The 22,291-nt window shown below is 69.0% G+C and carries 19 protein-coding genes and 2 tRNA genes; 4 read left to right on the forward strand and 17 right to left on the reverse strand.

All coding sequences use genetic code 11. The features are described from left to right. Positions 1-133: 133 nt before the first annotated feature. Genes DBV35_RS07990 through DBV35_RS08000 form a run of 3 tightly spaced genes read right to left on the reverse strand, consistent with a single transcriptional unit; the run spans position 134 to position 5,551 of the window. Positions 134-3,211, reverse strand: coding sequence for an efflux RND transporter permease subunit (locus DBV35_RS07990; protein WP_108659641.1), 3,078 nt, complete (start codon positions 3,209-3,211; stop codon positions 134-136). Further along, complete coding sequence (locus DBV35_RS07995) at positions 3,208-4,401, reverse strand: efflux RND transporter periplasmic adaptor subunit (RefSeq protein WP_157961630.1); 1,194 nt, start codon at positions 4,399-4,401, stop codon at positions 3,208-3,210. Before DBV35_RS07995 ends, DBV35_RS07990 begins: the two co-directional genes overlap by 4 nt. Then, positions 4,391-5,551, reverse strand: a complete 1,161-nt coding sequence (locus tag DBV35_RS08000) for a DUF3313 domain-containing protein (protein WP_205648506.1) — start codon at positions 5,549-5,551, stop codon at positions 4,391-4,393. The genes DBV35_RS07995 and DBV35_RS08000 overlap by 11 nt, the downstream gene beginning before the upstream one ends. Positions 5,552-5,812: 261 nt before the next feature. On the opposite strand from DBV35_RS08000, the gene DBV35_RS08005 reads away from it, so the two are divergent. Both DBV35_RS08005 and DBV35_RS08010 read left to right on the forward strand, forming a co-directional pair. Further along, on the forward strand, positions 5,813-6,538 hold the full coding sequence (locus tag DBV35_RS08005) for a response regulator (protein ID WP_108659644.1): 726 nt from the start codon (positions 5,813-5,815) through the stop codon (positions 6,536-6,538). After that, entirely contained in the window at positions 6,535-7,776 is a 1,242-nt protein-coding gene (locus tag DBV35_RS08010) for an ATP-binding protein (protein ID WP_108659645.1), read from the forward strand. The genes DBV35_RS08005 and DBV35_RS08010 overlap by 4 nt, the downstream gene beginning before the upstream one ends. 134 nt (positions 7,777-7,910) lie before the next feature. On the opposite strand, the gene DBV35_RS08015 is transcribed toward DBV35_RS08010, so the two are convergent. The 4 genes from DBV35_RS08015 to DBV35_RS08030 all read right to left on the reverse strand — a co-directional run bounded on the left by DBV35_RS08015 (position 7,911) and on the right by DBV35_RS08030 (position 11,894). Continuing rightward, the gene (locus DBV35_RS08015) at positions 7,911-8,468 is read right to left on the reverse strand and encodes a protein-tyrosine phosphatase family protein (protein ID WP_157961631.1); all 558 of its coding nucleotides are present in this window, start codon (positions 8,466-8,468) and stop codon (positions 7,911-7,913) included. A 62-nt stretch (positions 8,469-8,530) separates the two neighbouring features. Next, entirely contained in the window at positions 8,531-9,574 is a 1,044-nt protein-coding gene (locus tag DBV35_RS08020; protein ID WP_108659647.1) for a transporter substrate-binding domain-containing protein, read from the reverse strand. A 77-nt stretch (positions 9,575-9,651) separates the two neighbouring features. Further along, positions 9,652-10,737 carry an amino acid ABC transporter permease gene (locus DBV35_RS08025; RefSeq protein WP_108659648.1) on the reverse strand — a complete coding sequence of 362 codons (1,086 nt, stop codon included), beginning with the start codon at positions 10,735-10,737 and terminating at the stop codon, positions 9,652-9,654. Next, complete coding sequence (locus DBV35_RS08030; protein ID WP_108659649.1) at positions 10,734-11,894, reverse strand: ABC transporter permease subunit; 1,161 nt, start codon at positions 11,892-11,894, stop codon at positions 10,734-10,736. The genes DBV35_RS08025 and DBV35_RS08030 overlap by 4 nt, the downstream gene beginning before the upstream one ends. A gap of 91 nt (positions 11,895-11,985) precedes the next feature. Here DBV35_RS08030 and DBV35_RS30145 point away from each other — a divergent pair, with 91 nt between their 5' ends. Further along, positions 11,986-12,615, forward strand: a complete 630-nt coding sequence (locus DBV35_RS30145; protein ID WP_170134889.1) for a GntR family transcriptional regulator — start codon at positions 11,986-11,988, stop codon at positions 12,613-12,615. Between the two features lie 448 nt (positions 12,616-13,063). On the opposite strand, the gene DBV35_RS08045 is transcribed toward DBV35_RS30145, so the two are convergent. The 7 genes from DBV35_RS08045 to DBV35_RS08075 all read right to left on the reverse strand — a co-directional run bounded on the left by DBV35_RS08045 (position 13,064) and on the right by DBV35_RS08075 (position 17,867). Further along, positions 13,064-13,140: transfer RNA gene (locus tag DBV35_RS08045), tRNA-Arg, on the reverse strand. Between the two features lie 577 nt (positions 13,141-13,717). Beyond that, on the reverse strand, positions 13,718-14,023 hold the full coding sequence (locus DBV35_RS08050) for an ETC complex I subunit (RefSeq protein WP_108659651.1): 306 nt from the start codon (positions 14,021-14,023) through the stop codon (positions 13,718-13,720). Positions 14,024-14,073: 50 nt separating this feature from the next. Then, positions 14,074-14,150: transfer RNA gene (locus DBV35_RS08055), tRNA-Pro, on the reverse strand. A gap of 146 nt (positions 14,151-14,296) precedes the next feature. Next, on the reverse strand, positions 14,297-14,791 hold the full coding sequence (locus DBV35_RS08060) for a DUF192 domain-containing protein (RefSeq protein WP_108659652.1): 495 nt from the start codon (positions 14,789-14,791) through the stop codon (positions 14,297-14,299). Positions 14,792-14,795: 4 nt separating this feature from the next. Further along, positions 14,796-15,299, reverse strand: coding sequence for a cold-shock protein (locus DBV35_RS08065; RefSeq protein WP_108659653.1), 504 nt, complete (start codon positions 15,297-15,299; stop codon positions 14,796-14,798). A gap of 232 nt (positions 15,300-15,531) precedes the next feature. Then, the gene (locus tag DBV35_RS08070) at positions 15,532-16,263 is read right to left on the reverse strand and encodes an SIR2 family NAD-dependent protein deacylase (RefSeq protein ID WP_245943873.1); all 732 of its coding nucleotides are present in this window, start codon (positions 16,261-16,263) and stop codon (positions 15,532-15,534) included. Between the two features lie 101 nt (positions 16,264-16,364). Next, complete coding sequence (locus DBV35_RS08075; RefSeq protein ID WP_108660619.1) at positions 16,365-17,867, reverse strand: YifB family Mg chelatase-like AAA ATPase; 1,503 nt, start codon at positions 17,865-17,867, stop codon at positions 16,365-16,367. A 240-nt stretch (positions 17,868-18,107) separates the two neighbouring features. Between DBV35_RS08075 and olsB the strand changes: the two genes are divergently transcribed. Beyond that, complete coding sequence (gene olsB / locus DBV35_RS08080) at positions 18,108-19,091, forward strand: l-ornithine N(alpha)-acyltransferase (protein ID WP_425428463.1); 984 nt, start codon at positions 18,108-18,110, stop codon at positions 19,089-19,091. A 48-nt stretch (positions 19,092-19,139) separates the two neighbouring features. Here the strand turns inward: olsB and DBV35_RS08085 are convergent, their stop codons facing one another. The 3 genes from DBV35_RS08085 to DBV35_RS08095 are packed head-to-tail and all read right to left on the reverse strand — an operon-like array spanning position 19,140 to position 22,176. Further along, a complete protein-coding gene (locus DBV35_RS08085) occupies positions 19,140-20,417 on the reverse strand; it encodes an HlyC/CorC family transporter (protein WP_108660621.1) in 1,278 nt (425 codons plus the stop codon). Between the two features lie 26 nt (positions 20,418-20,443). Then, on the reverse strand, positions 20,444-21,589 hold the full coding sequence (aroB, locus tag DBV35_RS08090; protein WP_108659654.1) for a 3-dehydroquinate synthase: 1,146 nt from the start codon (positions 21,587-21,589) through the stop codon (positions 20,444-20,446). After that, on the reverse strand, positions 21,586-22,176 hold the full coding sequence (locus DBV35_RS08095; RefSeq protein ID WP_108659655.1) for a shikimate kinase: 591 nt from the start codon (positions 22,174-22,176) through the stop codon (positions 21,586-21,588). The genes aroB and DBV35_RS08095 overlap by 4 nt, the downstream gene beginning before the upstream one ends. Positions 22,177-22,291: the final 115 nt, after the last annotated feature.

Here is a 22,291-nt window from a genome sequence, read left to right on the forward strand (position 1 = left end):
GGCCGCCACCGGTCGCCGGCACTGCGCCCGCCCGCAAGGCCAGCCCCAGCTTCAGCGCGTCGCCCCCAGGCCGCTTGTCCCTACGCTTTCGTTCAAGAAGAGACCCCGCCAACGCGCCGGGGCAGCGCACCTTTCAGGCGCAGGGGCGGGCCTCGGCGGTCGTGGCGAAGGTCTGGCGCAGACGGCGGCTGAGATCGTCCATGATGGTGTAGACGGCGGGGACGTAGATCAGGCTGAGGGCAGTCGAGCTGAGGAGGCCGCCGATCACCGCGATCGCCATCGAGGCGCGGAATTCAGCGTCCGCGCCGATACCGAGCGCGAGGGGAAGCATCCCGGCGCCCATCGCCACCGTCGTCATCACGATGGGCCGGGCCCGCTTGCCTGCCGCCTCGATCAGGGCCTCCTCCCGTGCAAGGCCCCGCTCGCGTCGCGCCACGATGGCGTACTCGACGACGAGGATCGAGTTCTTCGCGGCGAGCCCCATCAGCATCAGGATGCCGATGAGGGCCGGCATCGACAGCGCCGTACCGGTCATCGCCATCATCGCGAGGGCACCCGCCAACGCCAGCGGCAGCGCGGTGAGGATCGTGATCGGCTGGATGACGTCGTTGAACAGCAGCGCGACCACGAAATAGAGGAGGACGATGCCCGCTCCGATGGCGAGGATGAAGCCGCCGAAAAGCTCCTCCATGTTCTCCGCGTCCCCCGCGGCTTCACGCGTGATTGCGGGCGGGAGGGCCTTGATTGACGGAAGTTCGGCGACGATCGCCTCCGCCTGACCCGTCGTGAGGCCGGCGAGCTCAGCCGTCACGCTCGCGCTGCGGCGGCGGTCGACGCGGTTGATCTCGTTCGGACCCGCGCCGAGCCTGATCTCGGCGACGGAGGAGAGGGGCACGGGTCCGGCCGATGTCTGGACTTCGAGCCCGCCGATCCGGGAAAGGTCCGACATCGCCGCGTCTTCGAGCATGACGCGGACGGGGATGAGCCTGCCGTCGAGACGGAATTTCGGGAGATCCCGCGCGGCGGCGCCGAACGTCGCGATGCTCACCGTCTCGGCGACGGTCTCGGTCGAGAGGCCCATCGCGGCCGCCTTGTCGGGCCGCAGCCTGATCTGTAGCTCGGGACGGGCGAGGCTCGCCGTCGAGGCGGCGTTCACGAAGCCTGGAATCCCTTGCATCTCGCGTGTCAGTGCCGCGGCAGCGCGCGCCAGTGCGGCCGCGTCGTCGCTGGCGAGCCGCACCTCGACGCCGTCGCCTCCGTAGCCGCCGAACCCGACGCGGGCACCTCCTATCGCGGCGAGTTCGGGGGCAAGGGCGATCTCGAACGCCTGCTGGGAGAACGCGCGATCGTGGCGCGGGGTGAGGTTTACGGTGAGGCTCGCCTTGCGCACCTCGCCCGTGGCGTCGCCGTCGCCGAGGCCGGCCGCGGATATCGGCGTCCCGATCGCCGCGTAGACGGACGCGACCTCCGGGCGGGCCCTCAGGATCGCGCTCGCCCGGCGGACCACGGCATCGGTTGCGGCAAGATTTGCGCCGGGCGCCAGTTCGACCGAAACCGTCGTGCGACCCCGGTCGGTGGCCGGCATGAAGTAGGTGGGCAGGACGAGGGCGAGGCTGGCGGACAGAACGAAAAAGGCGACGCCGGCAAGGACCGTCAGCCAGCGCCATCGCAGCGTGAGGCGCAGGAGCGAGAGGTAGGCGGGCACCCAGAACGCGTGGTCGTGCCGCGCCCCGTGCGCCTTCATCAGGTGGGCGCTGAGGAGGGGGGTGAGGATGCGGGCGACGACCAGCGAGAAGAACACCGATGCGCACACCGCGATCGCGAACGCCCGGAAGATCTGCCCCGCGATGCCCGGCATGAACCCGACCGGCATGAACACCACGATGATGGAGAGCGTCGTCGCGACCACGGCGAGGCCGATCTCGTCGGCGGCCTCCATCGCCGCGTCGTATGCGTTCTTGCCGGACTGGCGCATGTGCCGGACGATGTTTTCGATTTCGACGATGGCGTCGTCGACGAGGATCCCGACCACCAGCGCGATGCCGAGGAGTGTGATGCTGTTCAGCGATTGGCCGAGGAGCATCATCACGGCGAAGGTCGGCAGCAGCGACAGCGGCAGGGCGAGGCTGGAGATCAGCGTCGCCCGCCAGTCTCGGAGAAAGAGCCAGACGACGGCGATCGCGAGGGCCGCGCCGAGCACGAGCGCCTCGATCGCGGCGTCGTAGCCTTCAAGGACGTCCTCGGTCGATGAGCTGACCTCGCGGATCGTGATGTCGGGGTGCGCGGCCGCGAAGGCGGCGAGGCGGGCTCGGACCGCGCGCGCGACCGCGACCTCGCCGGAGCCGGCGGAGCGGAAGACGCTGAAGCCGATCACTTCGGTCCCGTCGAGGCGCGCCCGGCTGCGGGGTTCGGCCCACGACCGCTCGACCGTGCCAAGCTCCGAGAGCGCGACGGATCGGCCGTTCCCGAGGCCGAGGCGCATTCGCGCAAGCGCGGCGACGTCGCCGGCATTCCCGAGGAGCCGGATCGCCTGCTCGGCGCCGGCGAGGGCCGCGCGCCCGCCCGGCGCGTCGACATTGTGCGCCTTGAGCGCGGCCGAAATCTGCGCGGCGGTCACGCCGAGCGCGGCCAGCCGGTCGGGATCGAGCCGCACGCGGATCTCCTCCGCCACGCCTCCCGCGCGCTCGATCCGCGCCACCCCGTCGACCGAGAGCGCCGCCTTGGCGACGTCGTCGTCGACGAACCGGCTCAGAATGTCGGGCGCCATGCCGGGTGCATCGACGACGAACGTCAGGATCGCCGGGCCGGTGGCGTCGACCCGCTGGACGACCGGCTCCAGGACGTCCGCTGGCAGGTCGGCGCGGATCGACGTGACCGCGGCGCGGACATCCTCCGCCGCGCGGTCGGTCGGGGTGCCGACGGCGAACTCGATATCGGTGGTGGAGACGCCCTCGTTGATCGTGGAGCGGATGTGCTTGACGCCTCCGAGCCCGGCGACGCTGTCCTCGATGCGCTCGGTGATCTGCTGCTCCATTTCGGACGGCGTGGCGCCGGGGCGCATCACGGTGACCGTCACCGACGCAATGTCGATGTCCGGCATGTCGTTGAGGCGCAGCTTGGCGAAGCCCAACGCGCCCGCGAGGGAGAGGAACAGGAACAGCGTCGCGACCGGCACCGGATTGCGGATCGCCCATGCGGACATCCGGTTCATGGCGTGGCCGTGACCGGCTCGGTGGCCGCGACGACGGCCCGGACCCGCTCGCCTGCGCTCACGAGCCCGGCGCCGCCGACGACGATGCGCTCGCCTGCGACGACACCATCGATGAGCTCGACCCGCGTGCCGGTGCTGCGACCAACCGTGACGCGCTCGAGGACCGCGACACCGTCGCTGTCCATCGTGAAGACCGCGGGCTCCCCCTCCCGCCATACCAGCGCCTCGAAGGGGACGGTCAGCGCCGGCGACGCGCCGGTCTCGACCTCCACGCGCACGAACATGCCGGGCTTCAATTGCGTCCCTTCGGCGAGCGCGATCCGAACAATGCCGAGCCGCGTCGCCGGATCGACGAGCGGCGTCACCAGGCGGACGGATGCCGCGTGGGCGCGGCCGATCGGGTCGATCACGCGCGCCGCCTGACGTGGGTGGATGGCGAAGAGGTCGGTTTCAGGCACGAAGGCATTGACCTCGATGCGTCCGTCTTCGACGAGGCGGAACAGCTCGGTGCCTGTCGCGACGACCTGGCTGAGGCTCGCGCTGCGGGTGGCGATCAGCCCGTCCGCCGGGGCGACGATCTCCGTCTGCGCGAGCCTCGCCATCGTGCCGGCGAGAACCGCGCGCGCCGCGGCGAGCCTTGCCGCGGCGGTCTTCACCAGCGTCGCCCGCTGCTCGATCGTCTGCTCGCTGACGATGCCGTTGGTGACGGAGCGGGCGCGCTTTTCGTCGGACACGGCGTTCGCAAGGTTCGCTTCGGCCTCGGCGACGGCGGCCTCGTGCTCATCGGTCTGGGCGAGGAGGACTCGGCGATCGAGCCGCGCCAGAATTTCGCCCTTGCGGACCAAATCCCCCTCGTCGACGTGGATCTCGACGATCGCGAGGCCGTCGGCTTCGGCGCTGACCGGCAGCTCGCGCCAGGCGGTGACCGAGCCGGTGACCGCGACGACGTTCTCGACAAGCTCCGCGCGCACCGTGCCGACCGTCACCGCAAGGGCGGTTTGGCGGCCGTCCTGAGGGGCCACCGCGCCCGTCTCGGTCAGTGCGGCCGAGACGGCGAGAGCCAGCAAGGATCCGATGGCGCAGAGTGCCAGCACGACGCGTCCTCGATCGCAGATGCGGGAGAGGGACAGCGCGCGGGGGACGCGCTGGCCATATTCGGTGCCGTCGGGCGAGGGGGCGTTAGCGGCCACCGGGGCTTCCGTCGATGAGGTCCGCGGTGCGGCGCTTCGGGGCGGCGGGATCGGCGAAGCCGTTCGTCCGGCCCTTGTCGATCCACTCCGGCGGCAGGCCCACCTGGTCGGCGACCACGCCGACGAGCCCCGGTGAGCGGCCGAAGCTCTCACACGCCGCATATTTCGCCGGCAGGCCCATCGCCGAGCGGATGCCCTGCCAGGTGGGCAGGTCAATGCCGATCCCGGACCCCTTGAAGGGGCTCTCGCCCTTGATGAGCAGCTGCGCGAAGTCCGCCCCGAATGCCGCCGCGAGGTCATAGGCGTCGCTCGCCTTCGACATCCGCGCGGAGCTGAACATCATGTTCGCGCCCTTGGCCCAGACCATCGCCGCGCGCTGCTTCCCCTTCGGATCGAGGGCCTCGGCCTCGATCGAGATGGCCCCCATGCCGAGCGGAATGCGCGGGGTCGGGATCGGCACTGCGGTTTCGACGAAACTCATCGCGATCGACGTCGCGACCGACGCGCCGGCGGCGATCTCGTTGGTCCCCGACACGCGCGTCACCGCGGCCCTCACCGTCAGGTCCGCCGGCTGGTTCGGACCGACGACGACGAAGCGGCGGCTGAGGCTGACGCACAGGGCGCGGTCGACGGCGTTCGACACCAGGTCGCGCTGCTGGGCGGAGAATTTGGGCGCGACCGTGGCCGGAAACCTCGCCGGGATGATGTTGATCGTCTTCGCGGCCAGCACCTCCGCCTTGTCGACATGCACGTTCGACTTGGTGATGAGGCCGTTCGAGGGCGCCAGCGCGCTGTAGGCGGAGAGCCCGGTGCCTGCGACGAGGGGCGCGTCGGCACAGCCGGGAAGGAGCGCCGTCAGGGCGAGAAAGAGAACGCGCGCCGCCCCGTCCGGCACGCGCGCGGCGGTCTTCTCCAGCAACTCCTCCGCGAGGACGGTCGCGCAATTCACCCACACTTGCGCGGCGCCGAAGACGACGTCCACCGGCACGGGGTGAGCCGCACCCGCCTGGGCGGCGAGCGCCCGCAACACCCCCGTGCCCACCACGGTGGCGGCCGTCAGTCCCGCACCGCGCCAGGGACTGCTGAAGATTTGCCGCCGCAGCGACGTCGCGAGCGGCTTCACGCCGAACCGGCCAGCCTCGGGCCACACACGACCACTCGCGGGTTTCAGGCTGTGGCTAGACCCAGATAAAACGCACATTCGGGACCCCCGATGTTTTACATGGGGGGAGCGATAGATCGCCGTTTTTGCTGGCGATCCCGGCCAACTGGTCCAGACGTCTCGGCAGAACGGATTCTTGTGTCAGAATGTGTCCAGGCGGGCGCCGGACATGTTTCGACGCAAGAAAATTTTTCTGCGGCAAACCGGCTGGGATACATCGTCGCCGAGATGGAGACGCCACCGGTTGTCATGAGCACGCAAACACAGGTCCTCGTCGTCGACGACGATCACGAGATCAATAAACTCGTCACCCGATATCTGCAGGACCAGGGGTTCCGCGTCGTCCGCGCGCAGAAGTGCGCCGAGGTGCGCGAGAAGATCGCGACCAACAAGATCGACATCATCGTTCTCGACGTGATGCTGCCCGACGGGTCGGGGCTGGACCTTTGCCGCGACCTGCGCGCGTCGCGGACGAACATCCCCATCATCCTCCTCACCGCCCTGCGCGATGACGTCGACCGCATCATCGGCCTCGAGATCGGCGCGGACGACTATCTCGGAAAGCCGTTCAACCCGCGCGAGCTCGTCGCGCGGATCCGGGCCGTCCTGCGCCGCACCTCGAGCACCGAAGCCGAGCCCGCCGCCGCCGGCCTCTACCATTTTGGCGGCTTCGTCGCGGATCCGCACATGCGCTCGCTCGTCGATCCCGGCGGTGTGGACGTCGTGCTCACCGGCGCCGAGTTCGATCTCCTCATGACATTCCTCGACCGGCCCGGCCGCGTCCTCTCCCGCGACCAGCTCCTCGACCTCACGCGGGGGCGGGACGTCGACGTGCTCGACCGGTCGATCGACGTTCTCGTCAGCCGATTGCGGCGCAAGATGTCGGATGGCGGGGGAGATCAGGTCTTCAAGACGATCCGCAATGGCGGCTATCAGCTGACGGCCAAGGTGCGCATCGAGGGCAAGTCCGGGTGAAGACGCTCCGCGCCAAGATCGCGCTGCTCCTCGTCGGGTCGATGGTCACGATCGTCGCCCTCATCACGCTGACGATGGTCACCGCCTTCCGGACACCGACCGAAGCCCTCGTCGAGATGCTCGCGCGGCAGCTCATCCAGATGGAACAGCTCGCGCAAACGAATCCGCTCGGCGAAGAGCTGGCGCACCATCCCCATGCCGGCGTGCCGGACGAGCAGCAGACCGAGCTTCTGCGCACCGCGACGGCGCGCCTCGGCACACCGCTCGACCTCGCCGTCACCTATGATGATGCCGACAGCCGCGTCCGCACCGCCTCGCTCCGCGTCGCCCCCGAGCGCTGGCTCCTGATCGATTTCGATCCCCCCGCCGATCCCGAACTCTGGGCCTGGTTCATCCTCATCACGATCGCCGTCGGCTCGATCGCCCTCTTCGCGGCGCATCGGATGAGCCGTCCGCTGGCGCTCCTGGAACGGGCGGCGGAATCGGTGCATCCGGACGGCAGCCTACCGGAGCTCGCCGAGCAGGGGCCGACGGAGGTGCGCGCCACCGCCATCGCCATCAACACACTCTCCCATCGCCTGAAGCGCGCGATCGAGAGCCGGATGCGGCTGCTCGCGGCGGCCGGCCATGACCTGCGAACCCCGCTGACACGGATGCGATTGCGCGCGGAGTTCGTGACCGACGACGAGGATCGGGCGTCGTGGCTGAACGATATCGACGAGCTGGAGCGGATTGCCGAGAGCACGATCCAGTTCGTCCGGGACGAAACGGCGCCGGCCTCGCCCGAGCTGATCCGGGTCGACGAGCTGGTGCGGGCGGTCGTCGCCGAGTTGCGGGAGCAGGATTTCAGGGTGCAGGTGGCGCAGACGGACGAGGTCTCGATCCACGCGAGCCGGCTCGCGCTCACCCGTGCGCTGCGCAATCTCCTCATCAACGCGGCGACCCACGGGATCAGCGCGGTGGCGAGCGTGATGGGAGGGGCGACGGCGCGCGTCACGATCGTCGATGTCGGGCCGGGCATCGACGACGAGGTTCTGGACCAGGTGTTCGAGCCCTTCTTCCGCGCCGACCGCGCCCGGCGGCAGAACATACCGGGCGCCGGGCTTGGCCTCTCGATCTCACGCGAGATCGTGCGCAAGGACGGAGGCGACATTCGGATCTCGAACCGCCCCGGCGGCGGCCTCGTCCAGGTCGTCGAGTTCCCGTCGGCACCACCTCCACGGCGTCCCGGCCGATAATCGACGATCAACGCTCGGGCCGCGTGCGAGCCGGTCGGTCAGTATGGAGCCATTGTCGAAGAGGCCCGCGTGGCCGTTCCTGGTCGTCTCCTCGGCGCAGCCGGACCATCCGCCCCACGGGCTGGAGGGCGCCTTCAGGCGGCGCCCGGTTGGTAGTCCTCGAGCCAGCGATATTGAAGGGTGTTCTCGATCGTCTCCGGGAATTGCGCGCGCATCGCGTCAATCGCGTCCGTCGGCGTCGATCCCGCGTCGATCAGGTGCATGGCCGCGACGATTCCACTGCGGCCCGCGCCATGCTGGCAGCACATGCCGATCGCGTGGTCATCGGCGAAGAGCCGGCCGAACACCGGCTCAAGCCGCCTCCAGGCGTGCAGGAAGGGCCGCGACGGGACGCTGAAATCCTCGATCGGCAGATGGATCGAGGGCACGCCGAGGGCGCGGGCGGCCGTCTTGAGTTCGGCGACCGCCCCCTCCGGCAGTTCGTCGCGCTGCGCCAGGATGATGAGGAGGCGCATCCCGGCCGCAACCGCCCCGGCCAGGGTCGCGTCGCGTGATTCGGGGCTGAGCCAGGCGTCTCCGCGATGGTCCGTCTCGAGGCCCGGGCAGCCCATCGTGATGACGCGCCCTCCGCCTTGCCGGGCGCAGATGGCGCGGATCGCAATGGTGGCTTCGCTGTCTTGGCCGATCGGCATCATTGGAGTTCCCGTAGAAAGACGAACGCGCGGCATCGCGTGACGCCGCGCGTCGATGAGGCTCAGCGGATCGGCAGGGCGTACATCAGGCCGCCGTCGGCGGGGGTGCCGTTCGGCGTCTGTGTGCGGTCGAGCCCGAAGGGGGTGTCGGCGCCGAGATGGCGGTCGAAGACCTCGCTATAGGAGCCGACCTCACGGATCACCTGGACCGACCAGTCCTGCGGCAGGCCGAGCTTGGCGGCCATGTCCGTCGCGGCCGACTCGCCGCCGAAGAGGCGCTGGACGGCGGCCGGCTGATTGTCGATGTCGGCCACCACGGTGTCGATATTCGCGGACGTGATGCCGTAGGCGTCGGCGTTCAGCATGACCTGGAACGCCCAGAACACCGCCGCCTCGAGGGCCTGATCGGGCCGCACGACAAGGGTGAGGGGCTCGTTCGAGATCACCTCGGGCAGGATCACATAGTCCGCGGCGTTGGGGGCGAGCTGCCGGTCCGCGGTGAGCGCCGTGATATCGGACGCGTAGACGTCGCACTTGCCGGAGAAGAAGGCTTCGAGCCGGGCGGTCTTGTCGGCGATATTCTCCACCCGGTAGTTCATGTTCCGCGCGCCGAACCAGTCCGCGATGTTGAGGAGCGTGGTCGAGCCGTCCTCGGCGCAGACGCTGGCGCCGTCCAGTTCGCTGGCGCTCGCGACGCCGAGCGCGCGCGGCACCATGAAGCCCTGGCCGTCGTAGAAGGTGGTCACGACGAAGGCCATGCCCTCGTCCGCATCGCGGGTGCCGGTCCGGGTGATGGAGCGCGAGGCCATGTCGGCCTCTCCCGCGACGAGCGTCTTCATCGAGTCCGAGAAGCCGACGCCGCGGATGTCGGCCTTGTCCGCATCACCGAGGATGGCGGCGGCGGCCATGCGGCAGAAGTCGGCATTGAAGCCCTGGAAGACGCCCTGGGAGTCGGGCACGGAAAAGCCCGGCGCGGTGGGGCTGACGAGGCAGACAAGGCTGTCCCGCGCCTTGATGGCGTCCATGACCGGTCCGGCGGCGGCCGGCATGGAGGCGAGGGCGAAGGTGGCGACCGCGAACAGGCCGAGGGTCCTGGTGGTTGGCATGGGATGCTCCAGCTGAAGGGGGCAGTGGGTCAACGCCCAACCTGTATACAGGTATATTTCAAATTTTTCATGACAGTTCAGCGACGGTGCGAATTTTTATGCCGGTGCAGGTCGCGCCCCACCCAGGACAGGAATGCGCAGGTCGCGAGAAACCACACGCCGACAAAGGCATACGCCTCCAGCGCATAGGCCCCCCAACCCGGCGCGCTGAAGGCCATGCGCGCGGTCGAGGTGAGGTCATGAAGACCGAGCACGACCACCAGCGAGGTGTCCTTGTAGGCGCCGATCACCGAGTTCACGAGCGCCGGCAGGGCGCGTGTCAGCGCCTGCGGCAGGACCACCAGCCGCATCGTCTTCGCCCATGAGAGGCCGAGCGCATGCGCAGCCCCGCCCTGGCCGTCGGGCACCGACTGAAGCCCGCCGCGCAGGTCCTCCGCGATGTAGGAGGCGTGGAAGAAGATGAGCGCGATCAGCGTCGCGATCACCGGGCTGATCCGCGTCCCCGGCGGCAGCGTCAGCGGCAGCACGAAGACGCCGACGAACAGCACCGTCACCATGGGCACACCGCGCATCGTCTCGATGTAGACGATTGCGGCGCGGCGCAGGACCGGCGAGGCCGTCTGGTACCGCAGCACCGCGAGAGCCACGCCGAGCGGAAACGCGAGCGCGATCGCGATCACCGAGAGGATCAGGAGGACCGGAAGCCCGTTCCAGCGCGAGACGTCGACCGGGACGAGCCCTGCCCAGCCCCCTCCCATCAGAAGGAGCGCGAGCGGGACGGCGACGACCCAGAGCCCGGCGAGTGCCCGCGGACTGAGCCATGCGAGCCGCCCCGTGATCCGCACCCCGACGAGCGCCGACAGCCCGAGCAACAGCACGCTGACGAGCGCCGGCCGCCAGTGCGCGTCGAACGGGTAGGTGCCGAACAGGATGAACCGGGTCTTCTCGGCGTAGAAGCGCCAGCAGGCGCCGGCATTCTCGACGCAGCGGTCCATCGGCGCGAGGGGGGAGGTCGCCGACAGGAACGCCCAGTCGACCACCTTCCACATTAGCCAGAGCGAGACGGCCGCGCTCACCCCCGACACGAGCGCCGTCATCGGGGTGCCGGCCCAGTCCCGCAGGATGCTGCGCCTCGCGGCCGGAGGCGGTGCGGCTGGCATCATGCGGCGTTCGAGCCGAAGCGCGCGCGAAGAGCGTCGTTGAGGCGGTTCAACGCCGTCGAGGCGATGAGGCAGAGCGCGAGATAGAGCGCCATCGTCACGAGCATGATCTCGAGCGGGCGGAAGGTCTGGTTGATGATGGTGCTGCTCACCGACATCAGGTCCGAGTACCCAACGGCGATGGCGATCGAGGTGTTCTTGATGAGATTGACGTACTGATTGATCATCGGGGGGATGACGATGCGCAGCACCTGCGGCAGCACGACGAACCGGGTCGCCTGCCGGGGGGAGAGGCCGAGCGAGCGTGCCGCGTCGACCTGACCGGACGGGATGGCGAGGATCCCGCCACGCACGACCTCCGCGATCTGCGCGCCGTGGTAGATCCCGAGCGTGACGAGGACGACGACGAATTGGACGGACATGCGTGCGCCGCCCACATAGTCGAAGCGTTCGAGCCGCGGCACGCTGACGGGAAGCGGGATCTGCGCAGCCCATGCGAAGAGCGCCGGGCCGACGAGCATCGTCCCGACGATGAGCGGGGCGACCGGCCACTCCCGCCCTGTGTCGCGCTTGACCCTGCGCGCCCTCATCCAGATCCAGGCCGAGCCGAGGGCGCACGCCGCGACGGGCAGGAGGAGCCACAATTGCGCCCGCCGCGGCTCGATCATCGGGAGATAGAGCGAGCGGTTCGACAGATGCACCGGCCCCAGCGAGAGGGCTTCACGCACCGGCGGCAGGCCCTGGACTGCCACCACGTAGAGAACGAGGAGCACGAGGATCTTCGGCAGGTTGCGGAAGACCTCGACATAGACGAGCGCGAGCGCGCGCCCCGGCGGGCTCGACGAGACGCTGACGAGCGCCATGAGGACACCGAGGACGGTCGCGAGGACCAGCGCTGCCGCGGCGAGGACGATGGTGTTGACGAGACCGGCGAGGATCGCCTGCGCATAGGTGTCGTCGGCGCGGTAGGCCGTGAGGCTTTCGTTGAGGTCGAACCCGGCCGTTTGCGCGAGAAAGCCGTAGCCGGGCGTCATGCCGGCGGCGCGCATATTGAGCTCGATGTTGAAGACGAGGGTGCCCGCCGCAACCAAGATGAACGCGACGACGACGATGCCCGGCCAGTCGGGTCGGCGGCGCGCGGGTGGGGGCGGTTGTTGCATGGACGGCGACCTTACGCTAATGTTGCGCACCTGTATACATGTTGTGCGTCAGGTCTGTGACAGGCTCGGCGCATCAGTCCCGGATCCGGCAATGAGCGTGACTTCCAGACCCCGCGTCGACGATATCGTGGACGCCATCCGCAAGCGGATCTTCCTGCAGCCGGTCGATGCGGAGACGGTCTTTCTCGAAGGCGCGCTCGCGAACGAATTCGGCGTGTCGCGCACGCCCGTCCGGCAGGCCCTCCAGAGGCTGGCCTATGAGGGGCTGATCGAGGTGCGGACGGGGGTGGGATCGCTGTCAAACCCGCTCGACCCGAAGGAGCGGGACCTGCACGTCGTGGTGCATTGCGGGGTCCTGCGCCTCGTCGCGTCGTTGCCTGATGCACCGGTCGTGCCCGGCGTCTCGGGCCGGCTCGCCGCGCTTGCCGAGGTGAGCCGCTTCGGCCACGCGTCCGGCGCGGACGAGGTCTTCGACCTCTTCACCGAGTTCAACGCCACGCTGTCGCGGATGGTGCCCGACACGGTCGTCGCCGACGCCCATCTCGTGAGCGGCTGGCGGGTCGTGCGCTGGGTCTTGAGCGAGATGCGGCAGGACCATGATGGACGGACCGCGTTCGCCCACGAACTCTGCCTTCGCGTCCATGGCGCGGCGGGCGAGGGGCGGGCGGCCGTCTTCGGCGCGGCCGCGGACGTGTTCACGACGGGACTGCTCGGCCGCTAGCGTGCCTCTTCGTGCGAGGCGACTGATCCTGCCCCAGTGGGCGGTCTTCTGCCGCCATTCGCTCGGCCTCGGCGGGTGATCTGTCGCCGGGAGCGCGTCGCGCCGCTCTCCTGTGCGAACCAGGCTGCGGCCTTTGAGAGGATATCTCTCTCCTGGCGCAACAGGCGGTTCTCGCGGCGAAGGCGCGGCGGCTCCTCGCTCGTCAGCCCATTGGTGCGGCTTCCGCCGTCACGCTCGGCCTGGGTGTCCCCGAGCGGAGGGTGAAGCAACGTCGAGACGACAAGATCGACCGGCAGCGCGCGATCAATGCGGGTCGGTTGTAGTCGGCTGCCGACCCGGACGAGATCGCGGATGCCGGAGCCTTTATTGTAGAGAATGTGAAGCCGGAGGCCGTGTGTACAAGCGCTGCCACTTCAACGAAGGTCGGTGGCTAACCCACTGAAAAGATTGGCGACCCCGGTAGGACTCGAACCTACGACCTACGGATTAGAAGTCCGTTGCTCTATCCAGCTGAGCTACGGGGCCGTTTTCGTCTGGTGTTCGGGCTTGTGGCCGAACGGGCGCTCGTCGGGGCGTGGCGGTGCCGGGCGGCGCGCGGTGTTCGGTATCATCCCCGCCGATGGGGAGGCAAGCGGTTGGTGTCCGGGCGGCGCTGCTGGCCGGGAGGCGTGCACCGGGGTCTTGATCGGGCGCAGCCGGATCGGGCCGGCCTCGCTCGTTCGCGGTGAGGGTGGTGCCGCAGCTCGTGCCCGGCGTGGCCGGCGGCGCAGAGACGTGGTCGTGCCCGGCTAAGCGTTGGGCGGGGATCTGAGGCGGTACGCGGGTTCGGCGGCGTTCAGATCAGCCTGGCCGAGCTCCCGACGGCCGCCGGATCAGCCGGCCCCCGGTGGTGGCGACGCCAGCAGAGCCCCAGTCGCCACGAGGCGGCCAGCCGTGCCCAGGATGGCCGCCTGATCGGCCGACACACGGTGGCCGCGCGTTCAGCCGAGCCCCAATGGCCGCCGGATCGGTCGATCTGCGGTGGCCGCGAGGTCAGCCGTGCCCGGCCGGACGTCCGATCAGCCGAGCCCCGCGCGCGGGATCAGAACCCCAGCGCCGCGCGTCAGTGGGTCCAGGGGGCGGCGCGGTCGGAGCGGAAATTGTCGGAGTAGGCGATCCGCTTTTCCTGGGCGGATTTCGGCTCCTCGACACGGAATTCGATGCCGTGGCGCTCGGCGTAGGCGATCGCCTCTTCCTTGGTCGCGAACTCGAGGCGGATCTGGCGCTTGGTGTCGGCCGAACTCGTCCACCCCATCAGCGGGTCGACCTCGAGGGGGCCGAGCCCTTCGAACTCGAGGCGCCAGAGCCGCGTGCGGCGGTTGCCGGACTGCATGGCTGTACGGGCCGGTTTGAAAATTCGTGCTCGCATCCGTCTCTCCAAGGCGGGCCTCGGCCCGGCGAACCGGCGTTGCCGGCGCGTGGTCGGGGCAGCAAGATTCGAACTTACGACCCCCGGTTCCCAAAACCGGTGCTCTACCAGACTGAGCTATGCCCCGACATGCGCAGCCATCTCCTACACGCTGGCTTCGCGCCGGGCAACGGTGGGATCGGCGCGAGGCGCCGCCGAAGTCAGCGTCGCAAGGTGCGGCCGAAGTCAGCGTCGCGCGGCGAGTCTGAAGTCAGCGTCGCGCGGCGCGGGCGGTCAGCCGTCGACGCGGCGGTGGAGGAGCGTGTCGCCTGGGGCGAGGCCGATCTCGTCGGCGACGCCGGCATTCACCTCGAAGACGAAGCGGGCGGGACCGTCGGACGGGATCGAATCGGTGGAGAAGGGGGTGGTGTGCTTGGCGATGGAGACGACCGTCCCGTCGCCGCGCGTAAAAATGATGTCGAGCGGGAGGGGGGTGTTCTTCATCCAGAAGGCGCGGGGCGCCTCGCGGCCGAAATCGAACAGCATCCCGTGATCGCGCGCCATCGTCTCGCGGAACATCAGCCCCTGCGCGCGCTCGACCGGATCGTCGGCGATCTCGATGGTGAAGGTGTGGGTCCCGCTCCCGGTGACGAGGACGAGCTCGTCCGCCGGGAGGGTGGCCTTGTCGATCGTCGCGGCGTCGGCGGCGAAGGCCGCGTGGTGCGATGCGAGCGGGATCGGCGCGGCGAGGAGGATCGCCGCGCAGACGAGGGAGGCGACGCGCGTCATGGCGTCAGTGGGACTGGGGGACGGTCGTTCCCGATTCCGGCAGGATCTCGGCCGCCATCAGACCCTTAGGGCCGGGGCCGAAACGGACCTTCACCACCTGGTTCGGCCGCAGCTCGGTGATCCCGAAGCGACGCAGCGTCTCCATGTGGACGAAGATGTCGGCCGTTCCTTCGCCGCGGGTCAGGAAACCGTATCCCTTGGAACGGTTGAACCATTTCACCCGCGCGAATTCTGCGGGACCTTCCGGCGTAACTTGGATATGCGCACGGGAAGGCGGGAGTTGCGAAGGATGAGCCGCACTCGACTCGTCCATCGAAAGAATACGGAAGGCTTGAAGGCCTTTGGTGCCGCTCACGCACTCGCAAACGACACGGGCGCCTTCATAGGCGCTCTGGTATCCGTCGCGACGAAGGCAGGTCACGTGGAGAAGAACGTCGGCGCCACCATCGTCGGGAACGATGAAGCCGTAGCCCTTGCCGACATCGAACCATTTGATGCGGCCTGACATCTCTGTCAGTCCTTCCAGACCTTCGAAGTTCGGGGTGCTGCCCCGGTCGTCGGCAGAATAGTCCTCGTAAAATCGAACCGCTTTGTCGTCGCTCACCACTAAACCCGCCACTTTACCAATGACACTGCCGTCCAACGCATCCGTGAATCGTACGTTACCATTGATTCACCGTTTCGGCGACTGGTGTCGCCGTCTTGCCGCTCTGTGTTGCGAATGAGACACACGAATTTCGTCAAATTTTCACCTGTTCGATGATCGCGAACGTCGCCGCGAGCGGCGTTCGCACGACGAGATCGGCGTCTTTGTCCTGTTCTGTCGGGGCGCGCGAGGCGATGACGAGCATCGCGCCGGCCTCCCGCGCGACCTGCGGCAGGGCTGCTGCGGGGTAGACAACGAGCGATGTTCCGAGGGCGAGGAAGAGGTCGGCCTCGATTGATTCCTCCATCGCGCGCTGCAATTCGGCCTCGGGCATCGGCTGGCCGAAGGAGATGATCGCCGCCTTGATGAGGCCGCCGCACGCGGTGCAGCGCGGCGAGGCGCCGGTCCGCTCGATCGTCTCTTTCGCGTATTCGATCTCGTGGCGCGTGCCGCATTCGAGACACGTCGCGTGGTCGCCCGCGCCGTGGATCTCGATCAGCTTCTCGCGCGGCACGCCGGCGCGCGTGTGAAGGCCGTCAATATTCTGGGTGATCACCGTGGTGACGAGGCCGGAGCGGGCGAGGGCTGCGACGACCCGGTGCGCGGCGTTCGGCTCGGCGGCGGCGAAGCGCTCGGCCATGTCGAAGCGGCGCTCCCAGTCGGTGAGGCGCGCGTCTTCCGAGGTGAGAAACGCGTCGTAGAGGATCGGCTCCATGCGGGTCCAGATCCCGCCGGCGCTGCGAAAGTCTGGGATGCCGGATTCGGTCGAGATGCCGGCGCCGGTAAAGACGACGACGCGACGAGCCGAGCGAAAGGCGTTGATCAACGCCTCACTAGCCTCTTGCACATCGCTCAAGATCAATCCGGTCATGAAGTGTTTCTGGGGGCTTCGCGAGAAAAAGCGCAAGAGGTCGTCCATCAGCAAGGTTAAAGAGCGTGCCTATAGGCGATCGCCTCGGCGACATGGGCGCGCTTGACGCCGTCGCTGCCGGCAAGGTCGGCGATGGTGCGGGCGACCTTCAGCGTGCGGTGATAGGTGCGCGCGGAGAGGCGCCGCTCGGTCACAACCTGGTCGAGCAGGGAGAGGGCCTCGTTTTCGGCGGCGAGGACGGCCTCCAGCATGTCGACCGCGCACTCGGCGTTGACGGGAATGTGGGGGGAGGCGGCGTAGCGGTGGCGCTGGCGCTCCCGCGCCTCGGAAACGCGGGAGTAGATCGCGACCGAGGCCTCGCCCGGCGGGGCGCGAAGGTCCGCCGGCGTCACCGCGCCGACGCGGATCGTGAGGTCGATCCGGTCCAGCAGGGGCCCGGATATGCGCGACTGGTAGGAGTCCTGGCAGGCCTTGCCGCGCTTGCAGGTGTGGCCGGGCTCGTTGGCGTGGCCGCACCGGCAGGGGTTCATCGCGGCGAGGAGCTGGAAGCGGGCGGGGTAGGAGACGCGCGTGTTCGCCCGCGCGATGGTGGCCTTCCTCGTCTCCAGCGGCTCGCGCAGCGCGTCGAGCACCTGGGGCGCGAACTCGGGCAGCTCGTCGAGGAAGAGGACGCCGCCATGGCAGAGCGAGACCTCGCCCGGCCGCCCCTTCGGCCCGCCCCCGATGAGGGCCGGCATCGAGGCGGAGTGGTGTGGCGCGCGGTAGGGCGGGGCGCTGTCGAGCCGGCCGCCCGCGAGGTCGCCCGCGATGGAGCGGATCATCGCGCTTTCGAGGAGGGTGTTCGGCTCGAGCGGGGGGAGGATCGAGGGCATCCGCTCGGCGAGCATCGACTTGCCCGAGCCCGGCGGGCCGACCATGAGGAGATTGTGCCCGCCGGCGGCCGCGATCTCGAGCGCGCGCTTCGCGCTCTCCTGGCCGCGCACGTCGGCAAGGTCGGCCCCGATGCGGCCGGGGCGATGGATCGTCGGGCGCGGGCGCGACAGGGACTGGTGCCCGGCGAAATGGTTGACGAGGGCGGCAAGGCTTGCCGGGGCGAGGATCGGCATGTCGGCCGAGGCCCAGGCGGCCTCCGCCCCGTCGGACGCCGGGCAGATGAGGCCCTTGCCGAGCGCGTTCGCGCCGACCGCCGCCGGCAGCACGCCCGCGACGCCGACGATCCGCCCGTCGAGCCCCAATTCGCCGACGACGACGTGATCGGCGAGCGCCTCGCCGGGGATGATGCCGAGCGCGGCCATCAGGGCGAGCGCAATCGGCAGATCATAATGACTGCCCGATTTCGGAAGGTCCGCCGGGGCGAGGTTCACCGTGATGCGGCGCGGTGGCAGCGAGAGGCCCGAGGCGGTGAGGGCGGCGCGCACGCGCTCCCGGCTCTCGGTCACGGCCTTGTCCCCGAGGCCGACGATCATGAAGCCCACGGCGCCGGGGGCGATCTGCACTTCGACGTCCACGGGTACCGTGTCGATCCCGCGGAATGCGATGGTGGTGATGCGACTGACCACGCCCTGGCTCAATGCAAGAAAATCAACCTAAGGTACATGATGGGGCGAGATGTCGCAACCAATGACCGCAAGAAATCGGGATCTTTGCGGGACGGTGATGGATCACCACGTTGCGAAGGACGCGCCGGGGCAATAACGTCCTGTTACAAAGCCACGACGTGTCGTGATCTGTGGCGCGGGAAGGGGCGCAATATCCATGGGAACCAACCGCTCGGTGGTTACATCGGGGGGCAGCCGTTGATCGTCGAACCCCGTGACCATCGCCGCCGGCGCACCGTCGCCCGGCTCCGATCCTTGTCGCCCGTGGTCCGGCGCTTCGTTCCAACGGGCCGCAACCCCCACACGGCCGTCGGCCCGTGGCTCGGCACGCAGCCGCGTCTGCCGGGCCGCCGCATCGCGCCGCTCGACCGCAAGACGCCGACCTTCGGTCAGCTCGGCACGCTTGAGGTCCGCCTCGCCCGCACCACGGGCGAAGTGAAGCGGGCTCAGCAGATCCGCTACCAGGTCTTCTACGAAGAGCTCGCCGCGCAGGCCGACGCTTACACGATGGCAACGCGCCGCGACCGCGACCAGTTCGACAATCTGTGCGATCACCTCCTGGTGCTCGACCACAACGTCGCCGCCCGCCGCTTCCGCAAGCCGCGGCCGCGCATCGTCGGCACCTATCGGTTGCTCCGCCAGGAGATTGCCGAGCAGAATGGCGGCTTCTATTCGGCCTCGGAGTTCGACATCCAGCCGATGATCAACGGCCACCGGGATCTCAGCTTCCTGGAGCTCGGCCGGTCCTGCGTCCTGAAGCCCTATCGCGACAAGCGCACCGTCGAGCTCCTGTGGCACGGTGCCTGGTCCTACGTCCTCCGGCACAATGTCGACGTGATGTTCGGCTGCGCCTCGCTCGGCGGGACGGATCTCGAGGCGCTCTCCGTTGCGCTCTCCTATCTTCACCACAACCACATGGCTCCGGCGGAGTGGCGCGTCAGCGCGCTGCCGAAGCGCTACGTGTCGATGAACATGATGCCGGCCGACAAGGTCGACCCGAAGCAGGCGCTGCGTGCCCTGCCGCCGCTCATCAAGGGCTACCTGCGGCTCGGCGCCTTCGTCGCCGACGGCGCGGTCATCGACCACCAGTTCGGCACGACCGACGTGATGATGGTGCTCCCCGTCGCCGGGATCTCGCACCGCTACATCAACTATTATGGCGCGAACGCCACGCGCCACGCCTGACGGCGAACGAGGCGGTGGCCGACCCGGCCGCCGCCTTTTCTTTTTCCCCTAGTCCGGAAGCGGCGCGTTCTTGCTGAGGCGCAGCTTGGTGACGCGATTGCGCTCGCGCTCCGTCACCTCGAAGCGCACCCCGTGGAAGGTGAACGCCTGGTTCACCTCGGGGATGGTCTGCGCCTCGTGAATGACGAGGCCGGCCGCCGTCGTCGCCTCGTCGTCCGGCAGCGACCAGTCGAGCGCACGGTTGAGGTCACGGATCGTGACCGACCCGTCGACGATGACCGATCCGTCCGGCTGGGGCGTCACGCCCTCGACCTCGACGTCATACTCGTCCTCGATCTCGCCGATGATCTCCTCGATGATGTCCTCGAGGGTGACGAGCCCCATCACCTCGCCATACTCGTCGACGACGAGGGCGAAATGGGTCTTGCGCTTCAGGAAGGCGTTCAGCTGGTCCTGCAGCCCGGTCGTGTCCGGCACGAACCAGGGCGGCTTGGTGATCGCCGGGATGTTGACCTTCGCATAGTCGCCCCCCGCCGCATGGATCGCGCGCAGGAGGTCCTTGGCGTGGAGGATGCCGACGATGTTGTCACTGGTGTCGCGCCAGAGCGGCAGGCGCGTGTAGGGGGAGGCGAGCGCCTCGCCGACGATCGCATCGGGCGGGTCGTCCGCGTTCAGCATCCGCATCCGCGTCCGGTGGACCATCACGTCCGAGACCTCGAGGTCGGCAAGGTCGAGGAGGGCGCCGAGCCGGTCGCGGTCCGCCTTGTGGAGGCCGCCCTCTGCGTGCTGCAGGTCGACCGCGCCGCGGATCTCCTCACGCGCCGACTGGACGAGCTCGTCGTCCGCCCGCACCCCGAAGAGGCGCAGGATGAGGCGCACGATGTGCTGCACCGTCACCGTCACCGGGGCGAAGATGATGACGACCACGCGCACGATCGGGGCGACGACGAGCGCGAAGCCCTCCGGCCGCAGGATCGCGAGCGTCTTCGGCAGCACCTCGGAGAAGATGAGGACGAGCGCCGTCATGATGAAGGTCGCGTAGACGACCGCCGCCTCGCCGAAGAGGCGGATCAGGGCCGACGTCGCGAGCGCGGAGGCGGAGATGTTGACGAGGTTGTTGCCGACGAGGAGCGCCCCGATCAGCTCCTCGCGCGACTGCATCAGGCGGCCGGCGGTGGCGGCCCGCTTGGAGCCCTGCCGCTCGTGCTGGTGGATGCGGGCGCGCGACGCCGCCGTGAGCGCCGTCTCCGAGCCGGAGAAGAACGCGGACATCGTCAGAAGGACGAAGATCGCCGCAATGGTGAGCCCGAGACCCCAATCGATCATCGGCGTCACTCAGTTCGACCGGTCGTTCATGACGACGGAAGGCCCTCGCTTTTCAGGAAGCTGATAAGGCGCGCCGGCGGAACGCCGTCGGCGACGAATGCATCCCCGATGCCGTTGACGAGCACGAAACGGACCACCCCGTCCTTCACCTTCTTGTCCTGCGACATCGCGCCTGCGACGTCCTCGGCGTTGAGCGGCACGGGAATGTCCGCAAACGTCGTCGGCAGGCCGACCGCTTGCAGATGCCGGGCCACCCGCTCGGCATCCTCGGCCGGGCAGTGGCCGAGCGCGACGGAGAAGCGGAAGGCGAGGGCGCAGCCGAGGCCGACCGCCTCGCCATGGACGACGCGGTCGTCATAGCCCGCGCACCGCTCCACGGCGTGCGCGAAGGTGTGGCCGAGATTGAGGAGGGCGCGTCGCCCCGTCTCGCGCTCGTCCTCGACGACGATCTCCGCCTTCATCTCCACCGCGCGCGCAATCGCCTCGACGAGCCCGTCGGTGAGGGCGGCGGCGCCCTGCGCCTCGAGCCGCTCGAAGAAGGCGCGGTCGCCGAGGAGGCCGGCCTTCACCGTCTCCGCATAGCCCGCGCGGCGGTGCCGGTCGGGGAGGGTCGAAAGGGTCGCGATATCGGAGAGGACCAGCGCCGGCTGGTGGAACGCGCCGACGAGGTTCTTGCCGTGGCGCGTGTTGATGCCGGTCTTGCCGCCGACGGAGGAGTCCACCTGTGCGAGAAGCGTCGTCGGCACCTGCACGAAGGGCATGCCGCGCCGCGTGATGGCGGCCGCGAACCCGGCGAGATCGCCGACGACGCCGCCGCCGAGCGCGACGACGATGTCGCCCCGCTCCAGCTCCGCGTCGAGGATCGCGTCGACCGTCGCGGTGAGGTGGCCGATCGATTTCGAGGATTCGCCCGCCGGCACGACGTGGCTCGTCGAGGCGAGGCCGCCCGCCTTCAGCCCCGCCTGAAGGGCGGAAAGGTGGAGCGCGGCGACGCTCTCGTCGGTCACGATGAGCGTGCGGCGCTTGCCGAGCCTCGCGGCGATCAGCGCGCCGGCCTCAGCGATCAGCCCGTCGCCGATGAGGACGTCATAGGCGCGCTCGCCGAGGGGGACGGTGATCGTGATCGGGGCGGCCGACTGGATGTGGGGGCGGGTCGCCTCGGTGGTGGTCATGCCTCACTCATGGGTTCGTGCGCCAACGGCGTGGCGCTGAAATGGTTGCGCAGGGAATCGAGAATGGCCGCGACGACCTTCTCGTGCGGACCCGAGGAGGAGACGACGCGCACGTCCGCCCCCGCGAAGACAGGGTCGCGCAAGCGCCGCAGCTCCAGGAGCTTCTGGTGCGGGTCGACGTCCTTGAAGAGCGGCCGGTGCGCGCGGCGCGCGACGCGCGAGACGAGCACGTCCGTCGACGCGTCGAGCCAGATCGAGACGCCGCGCGCCGCGATCGCCGCGCGCGTGTCGGCCGACATGTACGCCCCGCCGCCGGTGGCGAGCACCTTCGGCCCGTCCTCCAGGAGGCGCGTGATCACGCGCGTCTCGCCGGCGCGGAACTCGGCCTCCCCGTGCGTGGCGAAGATGTCGCTGATCGACATGCCCGCCGCTTTCTCGATCTCATTGTCCGCATCGACGAAGGGTATGGCCAAGCGTGCCGCAAGGCGCTTTCCGACGCTGGACTTTCCGGCCCCCGGCAATCCCACAAGCACGAGATTGCGGTCCTCCAACGCCGTCAACAGGGCCTTCGGCCCATTCTGTTCCACGGGAGTTCTCCCACCCCTTCTTTCGTCGCGCGGCTCTTCCGGGCCGCGTCTGCCCAGCGGACAGGATTACGCGGCCGACTGCAAGCCCCGCCATGCAAGCCTGTGCCAGCAGGGC

The sequence above is a fragment of the Acuticoccus kandeliae genome (genome assembly GCF_003073115.1).